We start from the raw sequence: 16,357 nt of genomic DNA on the forward strand, positions 1-16,357 counted from the left end.
ACCACGGCCGCACACCCCGCCCCGCCCCCACCGGGTTAACCCCAAAATACGCGGCAAGCCCGGGGCGGGGGCGCGCCGGGGGGGCGCCGCGCGGGCGGGGGGGTTGTGGGGGGTGGGGTGGGGGGGGGGGGGGGGGGGGGGGGGGGGGGGGCCCCCCGGGGCGGGCGCCCCCCCCCGGGGGCCCGCCCCCCCCCCGGGGGGGCCGGGCCCCGGGCCCCCCCCCCCCGGGGGGGGGGGCCCCCGTCAGTCGTCCGAGAGGTGGTCCAGGGGGCGTGCTCGTCCTACTGGCCGTCCTGCCCGGTCTGCTGCCCGGCCTGTGCCTGCTGCTCGGCGACGGCCTTGCGGACCTCGTCCATGTCCAGCTTCCGGGCCTGCCCGATCACGTCCGTCAGCGCCTCCTCGGGCAGCGCGCCGGGCTGCGCGAACACGGCCACCTGGTCCCGCACGATCATCAGCGTCGGAATCGACTTGATGTCGAAGGCGGCGGCAAGCTCCGGCTGCGCCTCGGTGTCCACCTTGCCGAAGACCAGGTCGGGGTTGGCCTCGGCGGCCTTCTCGTAGACCGGGGCGAACTGACGGCACGGACCGCACCAGGACGCCCAGAAGTCGATCAGCACGAACCCGTTGTCCGTGACCGTCTGGTCGAAGTTCTCCTTGGTGAGTTCCACAGTGCTGGTCATGAGGTGATCCCTCTTCCTGGTTCGGGGGAGAAGCCGTCGGCACAACACTGCCGACCTGGTGGGTATTCCGCGCGCGTACCCATGTGGCCACGTCGCACACCACCCACCAGACTGGCCCCATGACGCAATCGGAATCCATCGCGTACGACGTCGTCGTGATCGGCGCGGGCCCCGTCGGGGAGAACGTCGCCGACCGCACCCGCGCGGCCGGGCTGTCCACCGCCGTCGTGGAGAGCGAACTGGTCGGCGGCGAGTGCTCCTACTGGGCGTGCATGCCCAGCAAGGCCCTGCTGCGCCCGGTCATCGCCCGGGCCGACGCCCGCCGCCTGCCCGGACTCGCCGAGGCGGTGAGCGGCCCCCTCGACGCCGCGGGCGTCCTGGCCCGCCGCGACGAGTACACCTCGCACTGGAAGGACGACGGCCAGGTCCAGTGGGTCGAGGGCATCGGGGCCGACCTGTACCGCGGCCAGGGGCGTCTCGCCGGGCCCCGCACCGTGGAGGTGGCCGCGCCCGACGGCACCCGCCGGGTGCTGACCGCCCGGCACGCGGTCGCCGTCTGCACCGGCACCGGCGCCGCCCTGCCCCCGCTCGACGGGCTCGCCGACGTCCGCCCCTGGACCAGCCGCGAGGCCACCAGCGCGGAACGCGCACCCGGCCGGCTGCTCGTGGTCGGCGGCGGGGTCGTCGCCGTGGAGATGGCCACCGCCTGGCAGGCCCTCGGCTCCCGGGTGACGCTCCTGGTGCGCGGCAACGCCGGCCTGCTCGCCCGGATGGAGCCCTTCGCCGGGGAACTGGTCGCCGAGGCGCTCACCGACGCCGGAGTGGACCTGCGGACCAACACCTCCGTCGAGTCCGTCACCCGCGAGAACGGCACCGTCGTCGCCGTCACGGACGGCGGTGACCGCTTCGAGGCCGACGAGATCCTCTTCGCCACCGGCCGTACGCCCCGCACCGGCGACATCGGTCTGGAGACCGTCGGCCTGGAACCGGGCTCCTGGCTCACGGTCGACGACAGCCTCCGCGTCGACGGCCACGACTGGCTCTACGCCGTCGGCGACGTCAACCACCGTGCCCTCCTCACCCACCAGGGCAAGTACCAGGCACGCATCGCGGGCGCCGCCATCGCCGCCCGTGCCTCCGGGGTGCCGATCCTCGAGTCGGACCCGTGGGGCGCGCACGCCGCGACCGCCGACCACGACGCCGTCCCGCAGGTCGTGTTCACCGACCCCGAGGCGGCGTCCGTCGGGCTCACCCTCGCCGAGGCCGAACAGGCCGGTCACCGGGTCCGTGCCGTCGACATCGACCTGGCCACGGTGGCCGGTGCGAGCCTGTACGGCGACGGCTACAAGGGCCGCGCCCGTATGGTCGTCGACCTGGAGGACGAGATCGTCCGCGGCGTCACCTTCGTCGGCCCGGGCGTCGGCGAGCTGATCCACTCCGCGACCGTGGCCGTCGCCGGCCAGGTGCCCGTCAGCCGCCTGTGGCACGCGGTCCCGTCCTACCCGACGATCAGCGAGGTGTGGCTGCGGCTGCTGGAGGCGTACCGGGACAACTGACCGACACCGCCGGTGCCCTCCGAGCCCCTCCGGGGCCCGCCCCGGCCCGCCTGGCCGCCCGCCTCAGCCGGCGGCCCTCACCCGGCCCCGAGGGCGGCCCGGCCTCCACGGCGCCCCGAGCCGCCCGGCCGCAACGGCTCATCCGGCCCAACGGCCCGCCGCGGCCCGGACGGCGGTCCTGACCCGCCCCGCCCGGCGTGGCGGGATCCTGCGGGGCCGGGCGGACCTGCCGGGGCCGAGCGGGGACTGGGCGGGGACTGGGCGGAGACCGATCGGGACCGGTGGGGTCGTGCCGCCGCGCGAAGCGGTCAGGCCGTAGGGCCGGGCAGGTCGAAGCCGAGGGCCGAGGCCGCCCGGTCCGGCGTCGGCTGCGACCACAGGCCGGCCATCGCGGTGTTCGACGCCAGTGAGCGCAGTTCGGCCCGGTCCAGGTAGAGCGTGCCGTCCAGGTGGTCCGTCTCGTGCTGCACGATCCGGGCGGGCCACCCCGCGAACACCTCGTCCACCTCACGCCCGTGCTCGTCCAGGGCCCGCAGCCGCACCTCGGCGTGGCGCGCCACCACCGCCTGCCAGCCCGGCACGCTCAGACAGCCCTCGAAGAACGCGGCCCGCGCACCGCCCACCGCCTCGTACGACGGATTGACCAGCACCCGGAACGGCTGCGGCACCCGCCCGCGCGCCACCCGCACCTCCTCGGGCACCGGCGCCGGGTCCTCGATCACCGCGATCCTCAGCTCCACCCCGACCTGGGGAGCGGCCAGACCCACGCCGGGCGCCGCGTGCATGGTCAGCCGCAGCGCCTCCACGAACCGCGCGAGGAGCGCGGGCGCCAGCTGCCCGTCGAACGGCTCGGCCGCGCGCCGCAGTACCGGTTCGCCGGCCGCGACGATCGGCAACGGCCCGCCGACGGCCAGCAGTTCCTCGATCCGCTCGGCAAGCGGGGCGCGACCACTCGGAGTTCCCATGACGTCAGGATGCCACGGCGTACCGCACCCGCCCGACCGGCACTGTGACGTACGCCACTTGGAAATCCGGGAACTCGGGCCCCTCCCGCTCCGACCACTGGGGACCGTCCCCTCCCGTCACGTCCCCGGAGCGCCCACCGATGACCACCACATCCCCGACCACCACGGACGAGGCTCCAGGCCGGGCCGCCTCGCCACGCCCGCCCGGCAGATGGTCCACCCTGCGCCCCCTGATCCTGCGCCTGCACTTCTACGCGGGCCTCTTCGTGGCCCCCTTCCTCCTGGTCGCGGCGACCACCGGTCTCCTGTACGCCGCCTCGTTCCAGGCCGAGAAGATGGTCTACGCCCACGAACTGACCGTCCCCGACGTCGGCGAGCGCAAGCTGCCGGTCTCCGAGCAGGTCGCCGCCGCCCGGCAGACGCACCCCGAGGGCAGCATCGCCGCCGTACGGCCCTCGCCCGCGGACGACGCCACGACCAGGGTGATGCTGTCCGGCGTCGAGGGCATCGACCCGGGCCACACGCTCGCGGTCTTCGTCGACCCGTACACGGCCGAGGTGCGCGGCGCCCTCGAACAGTACGGTTCGAGCGGTGCGTTGCCGCTGCGCACCTGGATCGACGAGTTCCACCGCGACCTGCATCTGGGCGAAACGGGGCGGCTGTACAGCGAGTTCGCCGCCAGCTGGCTGTGGGTGATCGCCGGCGGCGGACTCGTGCTGTGGTTCTCCCGCCGCCGTGCCCGCCGCAGGCTGCGCGGCACGTCGGGCCGCCGACGCACCCTGGGTCTGCACGGCTCGGTCGGCGTCTGGGCCGCGGTCTTCTTCATGTTCCTCTCCGTGACCGGTCTCACCTGGTCGACGTACGCCGGAGCCAACATCGCGGACCTGCGCGTCTCGATCGGGCAGACCACCCCGTCCGTGTCGGCGTCGGTGAGCGGGGGAAGCGGAGGAAGCGGGGGAGGGGAGCACGCCGGACACGGCGCCGCGGCGGGCGCCGACGGGGACGCCGCGCACGGCGTCGGTCTGGACAAGGTCCTGGCCGCCGCCCGCGCCGAGGGCCTCGGCGACCCGGTGGAGATCACCCCGCCCGCCGACGCCTCCTCCGCCTACGTCGTCGCACAGGTGCAGCGCAGCTGGCCCGAGAAGCAGGACTCCGTCGCCGTGGATCCGTCGAACGGAGAGGTGGTGGACGTCCTGCGGTTCGCGGACTACCCGGTGCTCGCCAAGCTCAGCCGCTGGGGCATCGACCTGCACACCGGCAGCCTGTTCGGCCTGCCCAACCAGATAGCCCTGATGCTCCTGGCTGCCTCCCTGATCGCGCTCATCCTCTGGGGCTACCGCATGTGGTGGCAGCGCGGCAGGGGCTCCGCCTTCGGCCGCCCGATCCCGCGCGGCGCCTGGCAGCAGGTGCCGCCGCTGCTCCTGGTCCCGCTGCTCGCGGCGGTCGCCGTCCTCGGCTACTTCCTGCCGCTGCTGGGCATCCCGCTGGCCGCGTTCGTCGCGCTCGACGTCGTGCTCGGAGAGATCGCCCACCGGCGGGGCCGCCGCACCTACGCGGGCGGCGCGACGGGCAGACGCTGACGGCCGCGCCGGGGGCGCGGCGGTGCGCACCGCCGCGCCCCCGGCGGCACGCCGCCACGCGGGAACCGCGCCCTCAGAGACCGGCGAAGTCGCCCGCCAGCGCGGAGGCGATCCGCAACTGGGCGTCCGCCTCCTCCTGGCGGCCCTGCCGTTCGAGGGTGCGGCCCAGCATCAGCCGGGCGTACTGCTCGACGGGGTCGCGTTCGACGAGGATCCGCAGTTCGGTCTCCGCCCGCCGCAGCTGGGCCGAGTGGTAGTAGGCGCGGGCCAGCAGCAGGCGCGGTCCGGTCTGCTCGGGCACCTCCCCGACCAGCCCGGCCAGGACGCGCGCCGCGGCGGCGTAGTCCTTGGCGTCGAAGAACATCCGCGCGCGCTCCCAGCGCTCCGCCGGCGTTCCGTGGCTGTAGTACGTCGTGTCCACTCCGACCTCCTTCGGCGTCTGCAACCACGACCGAAGGTTGAACATTCCACCACTGCTGGTGCGGGGCGGCGCCCGGTGGCCGTGTCCGCCCCACGGGGTGACACCGGGGGGACCGTCTGACGCGGGCGGCCGGGCAGGGTTAGGTTGTGCGCCATGAGCAACCTCGACCGCGAGGCGGTCCCCAGCCTGTGCGGCGGCCGCGGCTTCGTCGTGGCAGAGCCCGTGCGCGAACTCCTCAGCCCCCGCAGCGTCAAGCTCGGCGAGTCCACCGGGGTCCGCCGGCTGCTGCCCAACCTGGGCCGCAGGATGGTGGGCGCCTGGTGCTTCGTCGACCACTACGGTCCCGACGACATCGCCGACGAGCCCGGCATGCAGGTGCCACCGCACCCGCACATGGGCCTGCAGACCGTGAGCTGGCTGCACGAGGGCGAGGTACTGCACCGCGACTCCACCGGCAGCCTCCAGACCATCCGCCCGCGCCAGCTGGGCCTGATGACCTCCGGCCGCGCGATCAGCCACTCCGAGGAGAGCCCGCGCTCCCACGCCCGGTACCTGCACGGGGCGCAGCTCTGGGTGGCCCTCCCCGACGCCCACCGGCACACCGACCCGCACTTCGAGCACCACGCCGAACTGCCCCTGGTCACGGCCCCCGGCCTGACGGCCACCCTGCTCCTCGGCACCCTCGACGGCACCACGTCGCCGGGCACGACGTACACCCCCGTCGTCGGCGCCGACCTGGCCCTGGCCGCCGGCACGGACGTACGCCTGCCGCTGGAACGGGACTTCGAGTACGCCGTCCTGTCCATGTCCGGCGAGGCCCACGTCGACGGCGTGCCCCTGGTGCCGGGCTCGATGCTCTACCTGGGCTGCGGCCGGGACGAACTGCCCCTGCGGGCCGACTCGGACGCGGGCCTGATGCTCCTGGGCGGCGAACCGTTCGAGGAGGAGCTCATCATGTTCTGGAACTGGATCGGACGGTCGCAGGAGGAGATCGTACAGGCCCGCCGGGACTGGATGGAAGGGACACGGTTCGGCGAAGTGAAGGGCTACGACGGCGCCCCGCTGCCTGCCCCCGAGCTGCCTGCGGTGCCGCTGAAGCCGCGCGGGAGGCTTCGCTGACCTGCGGGAATGGGTGCCGGGCCGGTTGTGCTCGATCGGCCGGCCGTCCTGCGTCGTCCTTCCCGGGCTCCTCGCGGGCGCTGTGCTGTTGGGTTTGCTGCTAGCCCGATGCGCTGTGCTGTACCCGTCGAGGGTGTGTCCGTCTGTGGTTGGCTGGGGCAGGACACTTGCTAACCCTTTGCTAACTCTACTGACGCGTCATCAGGTGTCGACGGAGTTCGTGGCGCACCTCTGCCGTGGTGGCGTTGTCATTGCAGGCTGGGTCACCACCGGATGGATTCCGGGCCGACGGGCGGCCGTGGCACGCTCTGGCGCACGGACTCGCTACTCAGCCTGTCCCCTTGTCGAGGTTCTACAAGAGGTGTGTCTGCCGTAGCGGTGAGGTTGGTGGACTGACCGTGATGCGGGCGTTGGATCTGGCCGTGGCACCCGATCGGCCGTGACCGGGGACGTGGGGCGGTCGTGTGGGTGCTCACGCCTGCTCCGCGGCGACGTCCTTGATGATGGGGTAGAAGCCCCGAGCGGTGAGCGGGCCGATGGACACGGCGGCCACGCGGCCCTTCTTGTCCAGCACATAGGTGGTGGGTACGGCACGCGCGGCCAGGCTCTTGAAGCCGATCAGAGTGCGGCTGTCGGGGTCGTAGAGACTGGGGTAGGTGATACCGAAGTTGCGCTCGAACGACTTCGCCGCGGTCTTGGTGTCCCGGATGTCGATCCCGAGGAACTGCACCCCCAACGGCACGGTCTGCTCGGACAGCCTCTTCAGCTCGGGTGCTTCCTTCCGGCACGGTCCGCACCAGGAACCCCAGATGTTGATCACTACGACGTGGCCGCGCATGTCGGCGATGTCGGCGGGCTTGCCATCCAGGGTGGTGCCCGCCACGGGCGGGGTTACGGACCGTTCGGACGGCTTGAGGTACCGCGAGGAGCTCCCCTTCGCAGCGCCCGGCGTCCTCGTACCGCTGCCGCCAGTGTCCTGCGCGCTGCCGCAGGCGGTGAGAGCGGCGGCCCCGGCGAGCGCGCCGGACAGGACCCGGCGGCGCGACGGTCCGGCCGGGCGGACATCTGCGGGAGGCCGTCGTGGGAATATGCCAGTGATTCTCAGCGCGGTTCCTCCTTGGTGAGCTGCACCGCGTCGTCCCCCGAGCGCAGGTCGAGTTCGTGGTGGAGCAGCTGGATCTCTTCGCGCAGCCCCGCGATCTTCGCGTCCGTGCTGTCATCGTCGGTGGAGGCATGCGCGGCCTGCCGGGCATCCGCAACGTTGCGACAGGATGCCTGTTCCGTCCCGGACCGCTGGAACATCATGTGACAGCCGCGGCCCTTGAGCATGGGCCGGACACAGAGGGCGTACGTCAGTACACCGGCTGCGGCGGTGAACAGCAACGGCAGAACATAGCCGGTCACCGGGCTTGCTCCCGGTCCTTCGGGCTGGGTTCCGGCGTGAGCCGCTTGCGCAGACCGTCGACCTCCGCACGGAGGACGGCCAGTTCCTGCTCGCGCGGGTCGGCCTTGGTGGCCGGGGCGGTGGCCTTCTTGTTGCCGGACCGCATCATGAACCACATCATCAGACCCATGCCGACCGGGCAGGCCAGCGCGGGCAGAACGTAGAGGATCTCACTCATGGAGAACTCCTGTCGGGGTCGGTACTGCGGTGGTCTCCGCGCGCGTGAGGGTGCGGCGGAGCTTGCGTTCGGACAGCCGCCCGTAGGAGAAGGGCTGGTCGTTCAGGAGGATGCCGGGGGCGAAGAGCACGCCGGCCTCAGTGCCGATGCGCATGCCCTCCTCGCTGCTCAGGTCGATCTCTGTGATGGCCAGGGGGTGGTCGGCGCCGACCTCGGTCAGGACCTGCTTGGCGTGCTCGCACAGCACGCAGTCGGCCTGAGTGAGTAGCGTGATCCGGTGCGGGGCGCTGGGGGGAGTCATGTCTGCCGCCCTGCCTTCAGGTCGGCGAGCAGCTTGTCGACCTTGACATACATCGTGTAATTGGGGGCGCCACCGTAGTCCGCCCGCCACTGGATCTTGCCGTCGGGGCCGACCAGGACGAAGCTGTGGCCGTCGCGGGAGTCGCCCATCATCCCGTACTGGTTGGCGTTGTACTCCTTGGAGACCTTCAGGTCGGGGTCGGACAGCACCGGGGTGGTGAGCTTCTCGTCGGTGACCTTGCGCTTGACCAGGTCGGCTGAGTCGGTGGTGACGGACAGGACCTGATCAATGCCGGCGGCCTTGACCTGGTCGGCGGCCTTCTCCAGGTCTCGGATCTGGTCCCAGCACGGCTGGCAGGTCAGACCCTCCTGGAAGTACAGCAGGACCGTTTTGCCCTTGTAATCGGCCAGGCTCTGCGTGCCCCCCGCGCTGGAGGACAGGGAGAAGCCTGGGGCGCTCTGTCCGATGCTGGGGCTGCCGACGTCGTAGCCGGTGTTCGGGGACTGCTCGGACTGGCGGAACACGAAGTACAGCATGGCGGTCACCGCGATCACGGCCGCGGTGACGAGCGCGGTGACGCGGCGCCGCCGGCTTCGTAGCTGACGCTTTTGTTCCTCCTCGCGCAACACCTGGGCCTTTACACGCCGGGCGGCCTTGTTCGCGGCCTTGGTGCCGGGCTTCGGTGCGGCCTTCGCGCCGGGCCGGGTGTCAGCGGCCATCCGTGGCGACCTCCTTGGTCGTGTTCGGGGACTGAGTTGCGGCCAGTGCCGCGGTTGCGTGCGCGGAGGAAGTGCCCCCGCCGATGTTGGAGCCGGTGCAGCACGCGGAGGCAACGGCTTCGGGCCCACCGGTGCCCTCCTCTGCGGCGGGTGTTCCGCCGTCTTCTGGGTCTGGGGCCACGGTTCGCAGGGCGTGTCGGATCACCAGCGCGAGCAGGGCCACCGCGAGCAGCGCCACTGCCCAGCCTGGTATCCAGGCGAGCGCGTCGGTGACCATCGAGGCGTAGTGGTCGAGATCGGCGGCGAACCGGGCCCGCCAGCCGGTGGTGCCCATGTCCGGGCCTCGGAAAGCGAGAACGACGGTCAGCGCGCCCATGGTCACCAGCAGCACCCCGGCCAGCAGGTCGCCCAGCGGCAGGCTGCGCTCGAAGGATCCGGCGCGCATCCGCACACGGCGGCTCTGCAGCACTCGGGCGGGGCCGCGGTGGCCACGCTCCCAGGCCAGGGCGATCACGACCAGCGGGGCGACCATACCCAGCACGTAGACGAGCCCCACTCCGAGCGCGGCCAGGAAGGAGCCGCTCGCCCCGGACAGCACCACCACCCCGGCGAGCACTGGCGCGCAGCACGCGCTGGCGATCCCGGAGAACGCACCCAGCCCGTATGCGGCGGCGAACCCACCGCCCTGGCGCGGCGTCCCGCCGGCCGGCATGGGCAGTTTCGGCTTCCACCCCACCAACACCGCCAGACCGCCGGCGAGCATCAGCACCCCGCCGATCAGATAGACCCACAGGTGGTACCGCTGCAGCGCCGAGGAGATAGCGGCGGCCCCGAGTCCGACCGGCACGATAATTGTCGCCACTCCCGCGCCGAACGCCAGCGTCGCCGCGACCACCCGGCCGCGGGAACGGAAGCCGGTGGCGAAGTAGGCGGGCAGCATCACCGAGACACAGCACGGGGCCAGTAGGGCCACCATGCCGCCGAGGAACGACGCCAGCAGCGTCGTCCCGAACAACAGCTCGCTCATCCACCAGCCCTTTCCGGCAGGCCGCAGGTCACACGACCCGCAATCACCTATGTGACTTAGGACCTAAGGTACATAGGAGTTAGAGTTCTTGTCGACCCGGCCCCCGAACTGGCCCCGCCGGTTCCACCCGATCGGTGCCGGGCCGGCCGGGCCGCCCCATACGCAGCGGAAGGTGCTGTTCGTGTCCGTCGACATCAGTCAAGTGGTGGGCTCCGGCTCCCTCCTGCTGGCCGCCCCCATCGCGCTGGCCGCAGGCGCCATCACCGTCGCCTCGCCCTGCTGTCTGCCCCTGGTCCCCGGCTATCTCTCCTACACCACCGGCATGACCGCCGCCGACGCCCAGGCAGGCCAGGGTGGGCGGGCCCGTTCGCGGGCGTTGCTCGGCACCGCACTGTTCGTCCTCGGCTTCGCGGCCGTGTTCACCGCCTACGGCGCTCTGTTCGGCTCCGTCAGTACCCTGCTGCTCGCCCACCAGGAGACCATCATCCGTGTGCTCGGCGTGCTCACCATCGTGCTGGGCCTGATGTTCATGGGCATCCTGGAGCGCATCCCGCTCCTGTCACGCTCCTTCAAGCCCCGCTTCACTCCGCGTGCCGGGCTGGTCGGCGCGCCGCTACTCGGCGTGATGTTCGGCATCGGCTGGACGCCCTGCATCGGCCCCACGCTCGCCGCCGTGCTCTCCCTCTCCCTGACCACCGGCTCCGCCGGACGCGGTGCCCTCCTAGCCTTCCTCTACGCGGTCGGCGTCGGCATCCCCTTCCTGCTTTTCACCCTCGCTCTGGGGAAATCGCTGCGGGCTTTCGCCTTCGCGCGCCGCCACACCCGCACCGTGCTCCGCGTCGGCGGAGTGCTGCTCGTGCTCGTCGGCATCACCCAGGTATCCGGCCTGTGGAGCCTGCTGATCTCCCAGATGCAGACCTGGATCAGCGGATACGCACTCCCGCTGTGAACCCGCCTGCTCGCGCAGCGGCGTGCTTCGGGCCCGTACGCGGAGACGGGCGCCGGAGCGGCGCGGAACAACGGCCGCCAGCGCTCCAGCCCGGCCCGCGCCGAGACCTGTTGAGCCCTGCGTGCCGGTTCCGGCGGACCGGCGCGCCCGGTTTCCACATGCCGCCGCGCCGGATCAGACCGGCTTGCGCGCGGCAATGCGCTCGACGATGCCGAGCTTGAACCGGTCCCGCTCCTCGATCTGCAGTCCCGCCGCCTCGACGTGCCGCAGCGGGCGGCGTCGGAAGTGCTCACCACCGAGCGGCACGGTGACCAGTTCCAGTAGCCGCTGGAGGGCGCGGGCCGACCAGGCGGAGGCGATGACGTGGTCCAGGAGCAGCAGACGGCCGCCGGGCCGCAGGACCCGGACCATCTCCGCGACCGCCCGCTTCTCGTCCGGGATGGCGCAGAGGGACAGGGTGGCCACGACGGTGTCGAACGAGGCGTCGTCGAACGGCATCTCCTGCGCGTCGCCCTCGCGCAGCGTCGCCGTACGGCCGAGCCCGTCTGCGCGACGGCGGGCGATGTCCAGCATGGCCGGACTCCACTCGAGTCCGGTGAGCTCGACATCGGCCGGGTAGAGGGGCAGGTTGAGACCGGTACCGACGGCGACCTCCAGGACCCGGCCGCCGGCCCGCGAGCAGATCCACCTCCGGCTCTCACCGAACAGCGTTCGGTCGAAGAAGCTCATCTGCCGGTCGTAGGAGCGGGCGTGCCGGTCCCAATAGCGGCGCAGCCGTTCGTCCGTGTCACTGGCAGCAGGCATGAGCACAGCCCTTTCGTCGTCTCGGGGGAGATGCGGGTGGATCCGGTCGTGCGGAAGGACAGTGGCGCACCGGAATGGCGGCCTCCGGTCAGCGCAGCCCGGCGGTCATCAGTAGCTCGGCCTGGCCCTGCTGGCGGATCTCCAGCGCTACCAGGGCCAGGACGAGCACCATCCAGCCGATCCGGCCGGGACGCACCCGCAGCACCGGGCCGCGCCGGACGAACACCCCGGCCAGGAGCCGGGCCAGGGCGGCGACGGCGACCACCGCGACCAGCAACCCGGCCGGGTTGTAGCGCCAGGCCATCGAGATATCGCCACGGAAGACCGCCACGACCGAGCGTGTCAGCCCACACGTCGGCGCCATGATCCCGGCATCGTGCGTCGGCCCGTGCAGGTCGACGGGGAACATCCCCCACACCGCCATCGCCACCCCAACGGCGACGATCACGGCGCCACCCGCGCCCAGCCACCACCAGCGGGCGTTCCGTGACTCGAAACCGATCCGTGCCTGTGGCAGCCAGCGTGCACCGGGCGGAGCGTCGGACGGGGCCCAGGTTTCTGTCATGGCACTCCTCACCTGCATACGACCGCGGCGCTGAGCAGAAATGGTTCAGGCGGCAGCGCCACGCTCGGCGAGCATGTCCACCATCAGCTTCATCTCCGACTCCTGGCCCTGGACCATACTCTCGGCCAGGCGCCGCACCTTCGCATCACCGGCCATGTCGGCGGCCGTCTCAGACATCTCGATGCCGCCCTTGTGATGTGCTGTCAGCAACCGCAGGTACAGCACCTCCGCAGCCTTTCCCTTGGCCTTGCGCAGCTGGTTCATCTGGGTGTTGGTGGACATGCCCGGCATGAGCGAGCCGTCGTGCGCCTCGTACATGGGCATGGACATCGACCCGTGACCGTGGCCCTCATCCATCCAGGCCATCGGCGGCTTCTGCGAGGACTTGGGCACGTCCCACGCCTCCAGCCAGCCCAGCAGCATGCCGCGCTGATTGGCTTGGGTGTTGATGACGTCGTACGCCAACCGCCGCACGTCCTCGTCGTCGGTGCGATCGCGCACGATGAACGACAGCTCCACCGCCTGCTGGTGATGGATTGCCATGTCCCGGGCGAAGCCCACATCCGCCGAGCCCTCACTCGGCGTGTCGTCCCCGCCGGGCCGCATCGCGATCAGCACGGCCGCCGCCACGGCCAGGGCAAGGACGACGGAGGCCACGGCGAGCCACCAGGGCCGTCGCCGTGCGAATGTGATCGGTTCCATCAGCCGATCCCTCCGGTGCAGGCCGCGCCCGGCTCAGGGGTCTGCGGGCCCTGCACATACTTGTCGAAGAACTCCGCCACCCGCGCATCGGATGCCTTGTTCACCTTCAACTGGTGACCCCAGGCGGTCAGCGTGATCGGTGAGGACTCGCTCTTGTAGGGGCTCATGAGGGTGTACGGGGTCTTGGACACCCGCTGGCTGAGTGTCTTGATGTCGGCGGCGGTGGCCTTGTCGTTGTAGGCGACCCAGACCGCGCCGTGCTCCAGGGAGTGCACGGCGTTCTCGTCCTTTATCGCCTGGTCGTAGACGTTGCCGTTGCAGTTCTGCCAGACCGGGGCGTGGTTGCCGCCGGCGGGCGGGTGCATCGGGTAGGCGACGGCCTTGTCGACGTGGGTGCGGCCCAGGTCGGGCCAGGTCTGCTCGCCGCGTACGGGGGCGGCCTGGGCCTTTTCCTTGTCGTTGGCGGAATCCAGTAGATACCAGCCGCCGACGGCGATGCCTGCGACGATCGCTGTGGAGGCGCCAATAGCGATGATCTTGTTGCGGCGCTCACGCTTCTGTTCGGCGCGGCGCATCTCCTCGATGCGGGCCCGGCGGGCTGCCTTCTGGGCCTTGGAGTTGGCTCCCATGGGATGTCCTTGTCCCCGCCGCTCCGCATTTCTTTGGGGCCGGCGGTGCTGCACGTGTAGTCGGTGTCGTCGTTGGACGCGGGGCGCCGCCGCGCGCTCTGCGCAGGCTTCGGCGCGGTGACCTAAACGAGCAGGAGTTGCAGCATGTGCAAGTCGGGAGGCCCTGGACCGCTGTCCGCGGGGGCGCGGCAACGGGACCGGCACGCGGTCGGCGGCTGCCCCGGCCGCACGCCAGGCTGGGGCGGGATCGCGATCGCCTGGGTGGTGCTGTGGACGGCGTCCGTGCTGGGCAAGTCACAACACGAGGGGGACGGCCGGCCGGACGCCTGTGGGCAGTGAGTCCGGTCGCAGTCGCTGCCCGGGGAGGCAGCCGTCGAGACGGCGGTCTGATCACCCCCGTTGTCACTCGCGTTCCGCAAGGTCGATGCCATGGTCACAGGGCCGGTGGACGCCATCGACGCCATGGGCGAAGCGTGAGCCGACGTCGCGAGGACGCATGCGGTGGCACTGGCGGCGAGTATGGTCAGCAGCAGTATCAGCAGCGTGCGTGCAGGCCGAAGCGGGCCCCGTCGGATACCCCGGCGGGCTGCTCGCATCGGTCTGGCCGACATGTCGTCCTCTTTCTGCGGCTGTTACCGGCCAACGGACGCGGCATCGCCCGAGTGGTCGTGCCGGTCCCTTTCCTGTCCCTGTGGTTCCGGATAGGTGAAAGTGCGACGGATGAAGTGGTTGGGCGCGACCAAGGTCTCCCGTACGACGCGCTCTTGATCGTCCAGGGTCAGCTCCAGCGCGAGCCGCTCGCCGGGGAAGCCCAGTGCGAGCACGGTGTTGCCCTCCGCATCGGTGAAGCGGGAGCTGAGCGGCGCCTGCCCTTTGGCATAGGGCTCGGAGTCGATGAACTGCTTCCCGGTGACCTCCAGCCTTGTCGGCGCGACCCGGGTGCGGTCGATGTCACTGGCCACCAGCTCATGCAGGGTGAAAGCGTCGATCGCGCGCATCGCCTTCACCACGCGCTGGAGCAGCTTCGCGTCGGGGCGGACCGGCCACATCACCCGCAGCGTGTCCTGACCGCCGCCCCAGCCCTGCGCGCCGGCCTTCACAGTGAGCAGGTTCAGCCCCTTGCGCCAGGTCACCCGCGCGTAGAAGCAGCCCTCACCACAGCCGCGGATCGCCAGCGCCCGGGTACGGCCGCCCGGCGTGGTCAGGGTGAGTCCGGCCTCGTACGAAAGTCTCGCCTCGCCGCCGTTGTCGCTGAGGTCGGTGTCCGGGGCGGTCAGCCGCACGACGACCTGGCCGGAGGAGGCGGTGGCGGCGATGCCGATTTGGTCCGCCCGTCCACCCGCCGTGATCGCGTTTCCGCTCGGCGGCGGCGCGAAGGGCAGCGCGGCATTCACATTTCGGGGCGGCTGGGTCACGCTCAGCAGCGCGGTGACGCCGAGCACGGCCACCAACGCTGAGGCCTCGACCCGGGCCAGCAGGTGGGGCGCGCTGCCGGCCAGCCTGCGACGGGCGGCGAGGGCCATTCCACAGGCCGCCCCCACCAGCGACAGCTTGACGACGAGAACCTGTCCGAAGGAGGTGTCCCACAACTCGGACCAGGACAGCAGCAACAACCCGGACAGCGTCCCGGTGAGCAGCACGACGAGCACGAGGGCCAGGGCGAGGCGGGCGTAGTGGCGCAATACCGCGCGGGCGTTCGACGCCCACCGCCAGGCCCGTCCCAGGCGTAGCACATGGACGAGCGCGCCGATCCACACCGCCGCCGCCAGCAGGTGGACCGTGGTAAGCACCGGCCCCCACACCGCCGACTCCGCCGCCGGATGGGCTCGCAGCCCCTCCGCGACTGCTGCCACGAACAGCGCCCCGGCAACAAGGCGCCGCTGCTTCAGCCGCAGCGCGACCATGGCCCCCAGCCAGGCCACCGTCCCGACCACCGCCAGGATCCCCGGCCGTCCGTCGAGCACTGCGGCCCCGGACGGCGAGGTGACCCCGTCAACCAGGCTGCCGCCTCCGGCGATCAGCACCGTCAGCCCGATCGAGGCCACCAGGCCGGCTGCCGTGCCGGGCAACACCCACGACCGGGGACGCCCGGCGCCCTCCGGGACGCGCTGCCGCGAAGCGAGCCGCTCCCCGACCAACCCGCCAAGAGACAAGGCAAAGGCCGCATACAGCACCCACCGCAGCGCCGCGGTTGCCGGAGCCCCGCTCACCTGCTGCCTGCCCGGCGCGCCGGAAGTGGACCCCAGCTCCGCCGTTACGGAGCCCACGGCGAAGCGGTACGTCCCGCTCATCACGTCGCCGTCCTCCGCGACCGCCTGCCAGGTGACCGTGTACACGCCCGGCCCCATCATCGAACGGACCGGTGCTGTCAGCTGCTTGCCACCCTCGCTGCGGGCGACCGCGCCGTGGGGCACGGACGCCCCGCCGGGTGCCGTGATGTGCAGCGCCTTCGCCCCGCTGGGCCGTACCGGCTCGTCGAAGACCAGGGCGATTTCCTTGGGTGCGGTCGGTACCGCGCCCTCGATCGCCGGGGAGGCGAACAGCAGAACCGCATGCGCTTGCGCCGGCGCTGGACCGGTCAGTAGCCCGGCCAGGGCCAACAGGACCGCGGCCGTCAGACGAGCGGCCCAGCGGGCCCACGCACCACACATCCTAAATACCTAAGTTCACTAGGAGATTGTGCCGGTCAACCTACCAGGCCCGGTCTGCCGGGCAGTG

At 71.7% G+C, this 16,357-nt stretch carries 19 protein-coding genes; 5 read left to right on the forward strand and 14 right to left on the reverse strand.

What is annotated here, in order from left to right; genetic code table 11:
• Positions 1–281 precede the first annotated feature (281 nt).
• Positions 282–680 (reverse strand): thioredoxin, encoded by a 399-nt coding sequence (trxA, locus tag HZS56_RS14845; protein WP_216721196.1) that lies wholly within the window; start codon positions 678–680, stop codon positions 282–284.
• Between the two features lie 119 nt (positions 681–799).
• Here trxA and HZS56_RS14850 point away from each other — a divergent pair, with 119 nt between their 5' ends.
• A complete protein-coding gene (locus HZS56_RS14850; protein WP_216721197.1) occupies positions 800–2,236 on the forward strand; it encodes a dihydrolipoyl dehydrogenase family protein in 1,437 nt (478 codons plus the stop codon).
• Positions 2,237–2,544: 308 nt separating this feature from the next.
• Here HZS56_RS14850 and HZS56_RS14855 read toward each other — a convergent pair whose 3' ends face one another.
• Entirely contained in the window at positions 2,545–3,201 is a 657-nt protein-coding gene (locus HZS56_RS14855; protein WP_216721198.1) for a peptide deformylase, read from the reverse strand.
• Between the two features lie 140 nt (positions 3,202–3,341).
• Between HZS56_RS14855 and HZS56_RS14860 the strand changes: the two genes are divergently transcribed.
• Positions 3,342–4,781 (forward strand): PepSY-associated TM helix domain-containing protein, encoded by a 1,440-nt coding sequence (locus HZS56_RS14860; protein WP_216721199.1) that lies wholly within the window; start codon positions 3,342–3,344, stop codon positions 4,779–4,781.
• Between the two features lie 73 nt (positions 4,782–4,854).
• Here the strand turns inward: HZS56_RS14860 and HZS56_RS14865 are convergent, their stop codons facing one another.
• A complete protein-coding gene (locus tag HZS56_RS14865; RefSeq protein ID WP_216721200.1) occupies positions 4,855–5,202 on the reverse strand; it encodes a tetratricopeptide repeat protein in 348 nt (115 codons plus the stop codon).
• 153 nt (positions 5,203–5,355) lie between these two features.
• Here HZS56_RS14865 and HZS56_RS14870 point away from each other — a divergent pair, with 153 nt between their 5' ends.
• On the forward strand, positions 5,356–6,321 hold the full coding sequence (locus HZS56_RS14870; RefSeq protein WP_216721201.1) for a pirin family protein: 966 nt from the start codon (positions 5,356–5,358) through the stop codon (positions 6,319–6,321).
• 472 nt (positions 6,322–6,793) lie between these two features.
• On the opposite strand, the gene HZS56_RS14875 is transcribed toward HZS56_RS14870, so the two are convergent.
• The 6 genes from HZS56_RS14875 to HZS56_RS14900 form a co-directional block, all read right to left on the reverse strand.
• The gene (locus HZS56_RS14875) at positions 6,794–7,204 is read right to left on the reverse strand and encodes a TlpA family protein disulfide reductase (RefSeq protein ID WP_159106975.1); all 411 of its coding nucleotides are present in this window, start codon (positions 7,202–7,204) and stop codon (positions 6,794–6,796) included.
• Between the two features lie 218 nt (positions 7,205–7,422).
• Positions 7,423–7,725, reverse strand: a complete 303-nt coding sequence (locus HZS56_RS14880) for a hypothetical protein (protein ID WP_108988977.1) — start codon at positions 7,723–7,725, stop codon at positions 7,423–7,425.
• Positions 7,722–7,943, reverse strand: a complete 222-nt coding sequence (locus HZS56_RS14885; RefSeq protein WP_108988976.1) for a hypothetical protein — start codon at positions 7,941–7,943, stop codon at positions 7,722–7,724. The genes HZS56_RS14880 and HZS56_RS14885 overlap by 4 nt, the downstream gene beginning before the upstream one ends.
• Positions 7,936–8,244: a glutaredoxin family protein gene (locus HZS56_RS14890; protein WP_108988975.1), complete on the reverse strand. Its 309-nt coding sequence runs from the start codon at positions 8,242–8,244 to the stop codon at positions 7,936–7,938. The genes HZS56_RS14885 and HZS56_RS14890 overlap by 8 nt, the downstream gene beginning before the upstream one ends.
• Entirely contained in the window at positions 8,241–8,963 is a 723-nt protein-coding gene (locus HZS56_RS14895; protein WP_108988974.1) for a peroxiredoxin family protein, read from the reverse strand. Before HZS56_RS14895 ends, HZS56_RS14890 begins: the two co-directional genes overlap by 4 nt.
• Entirely contained in the window at positions 8,953–9,990 is a 1,038-nt protein-coding gene (locus HZS56_RS14900) for a cytochrome c biogenesis CcdA family protein (protein WP_108988973.1), read from the reverse strand. Before HZS56_RS14900 ends, HZS56_RS14895 begins: the two co-directional genes overlap by 11 nt.
• Positions 9,991–10,171: 181 nt before the next feature.
• Here HZS56_RS14900 and HZS56_RS14905 point away from each other — a divergent pair, with 181 nt between their 5' ends.
• On the forward strand, positions 10,172–10,939 hold the full coding sequence (locus tag HZS56_RS14905; protein ID WP_108989139.1) for a cytochrome c biogenesis CcdA family protein: 768 nt from the start codon (positions 10,172–10,174) through the stop codon (positions 10,937–10,939).
• Between the two features lie 174 nt (positions 10,940–11,113).
• On the opposite strand, the gene HZS56_RS14910 is transcribed toward HZS56_RS14905, so the two are convergent.
• The 4 genes from HZS56_RS14910 to HZS56_RS14925 all read right to left on the reverse strand — a co-directional run bounded on the left by HZS56_RS14910 (position 11,114) and on the right by HZS56_RS14925 (position 13,639).
• A complete protein-coding gene (locus HZS56_RS14910) occupies positions 11,114–11,743 on the reverse strand; it encodes a class I SAM-dependent methyltransferase (RefSeq protein ID WP_108989138.1) in 630 nt (209 codons plus the stop codon).
• A gap of 88 nt (positions 11,744–11,831) precedes the next feature.
• Positions 11,832–12,308 carry a DUF2752 domain-containing protein gene (locus HZS56_RS14915; RefSeq protein WP_159106974.1) on the reverse strand — a complete coding sequence of 159 codons (477 nt, stop codon included), beginning with the start codon at positions 12,306–12,308 and terminating at the stop codon, positions 11,832–11,834.
• Between the two features lie 45 nt (positions 12,309–12,353).
• A complete protein-coding gene (locus HZS56_RS14920; RefSeq protein WP_108988971.1) occupies positions 12,354–13,010 on the reverse strand; it encodes a DUF305 domain-containing protein in 657 nt (218 codons plus the stop codon).
• The gene (locus tag HZS56_RS14925; protein WP_108988970.1) at positions 13,010–13,639 is read right to left on the reverse strand and encodes a thioredoxin-like domain-containing protein; all 630 of its coding nucleotides are present in this window, start codon (positions 13,637–13,639) and stop codon (positions 13,010–13,012) included. The genes HZS56_RS14920 and HZS56_RS14925 overlap by 1 nt, the downstream gene beginning before the upstream one ends.
• A 144-nt stretch (positions 13,640–13,783) precedes the next feature.
• On the opposite strand from HZS56_RS14925, the gene HZS56_RS14930 reads away from it, so the two are divergent.
• Entirely contained in the window at positions 13,784–13,978 is a 195-nt protein-coding gene (locus HZS56_RS14930) for a hypothetical protein (protein WP_159106973.1), read from the forward strand.
• Positions 13,979–14,271: 293 nt separating this feature from the next.
• Here HZS56_RS14930 and HZS56_RS14935 read toward each other — a convergent pair whose 3' ends face one another.
• Entirely contained in the window at positions 14,272–16,239 is a 1,968-nt protein-coding gene (locus HZS56_RS14935) for a copper resistance CopC/CopD family protein (RefSeq protein ID WP_159106972.1), read from the reverse strand.
• Positions 16,240–16,357: the final 118 nt, after the last annotated feature.

The sequence above is a fragment of the Streptomyces mayonensis genome, assembly GCF_018982965.1.
Classification (GTDB): domain Bacteria; phylum Actinomycetota; class Actinomycetes; order Streptomycetales; family Streptomycetaceae; genus Streptomyces; species Streptomyces mayonensis.

Coding starts and splice junctions, on each gene's coding strand:
- HZS56_RS14885 (WP_108988976.1), bottom strand. CDS start 7,943: ATGAGTGAGATCCTCTACGTTCTGCCCGCGCTGGCCTGCCCGGTCGGC.
- trxA (WP_216721196.1), bottom strand. CDS start 680: ATGACCAGCACTGTGGAACTCACCAAGGAGAACTTCGACCAGACGGTC.
- HZS56_RS14850 (WP_216721197.1), top strand. CDS start 800: ATGACGCAATCGGAATCCATCGCGTACGACGTCGTCGTGATCGGCGCG.
- HZS56_RS14860 (WP_216721199.1), top strand. CDS start 3,342: ATGACCACCACATCCCCGACCACCACGGACGAGGCTCCAGGCCGGGCC.
- HZS56_RS14910 (WP_108989138.1), bottom strand. CDS start 11,743: ATGCCTGCTGCCAGTGACACGGACGAACGGCTGCGCCGCTATTGGGAC.
- HZS56_RS14855 (WP_216721198.1), bottom strand. CDS start 3,201: ATGGGAACTCCGAGTGGTCGCGCCCCGCTTGCCGAGCGGATCGAGGAA.
- HZS56_RS14915 (WP_159106974.1), bottom strand. CDS start 12,308: ATGACAGAAACCTGGGCCCCGTCCGACGCTCCGCCCGGTGCACGCTGG.
- HZS56_RS14925 (WP_108988970.1), bottom strand. CDS start 13,639: ATGGGAGCCAACTCCAAGGCCCAGAAGGCAGCCCGCCGGGCCCGCATC.
- HZS56_RS14920 (WP_108988971.1), bottom strand. CDS start 13,010: ATGGAACCGATCACATTCGCACGGCGACGGCCCTGGTGGCTCGCCGTG.
- HZS56_RS14930 (WP_159106973.1), top strand. CDS start 13,784: ATGTGCAAGTCGGGAGGCCCTGGACCGCTGTCCGCGGGGGCGCGGCAA.
- HZS56_RS14870 (WP_216721201.1), top strand. CDS start 5,356: ATGAGCAACCTCGACCGCGAGGCGGTCCCCAGCCTGTGCGGCGGCCGC.
- HZS56_RS14890 (WP_108988975.1), bottom strand. CDS start 8,244: ATGACTCCCCCCAGCGCCCCGCACCGGATCACGCTACTCACTCAGGCC.
- HZS56_RS14895 (WP_108988974.1), bottom strand. CDS start 8,963: ATGGCCGCTGACACCCGGCCCGGCGCGAAGGCCGCACCGAAGCCCGGC.
- HZS56_RS14900 (WP_108988973.1), bottom strand. CDS start 9,990: ATGAGCGAGCTGTTGTTCGGGACGACGCTGCTGGCGTCGTTCCTCGGC.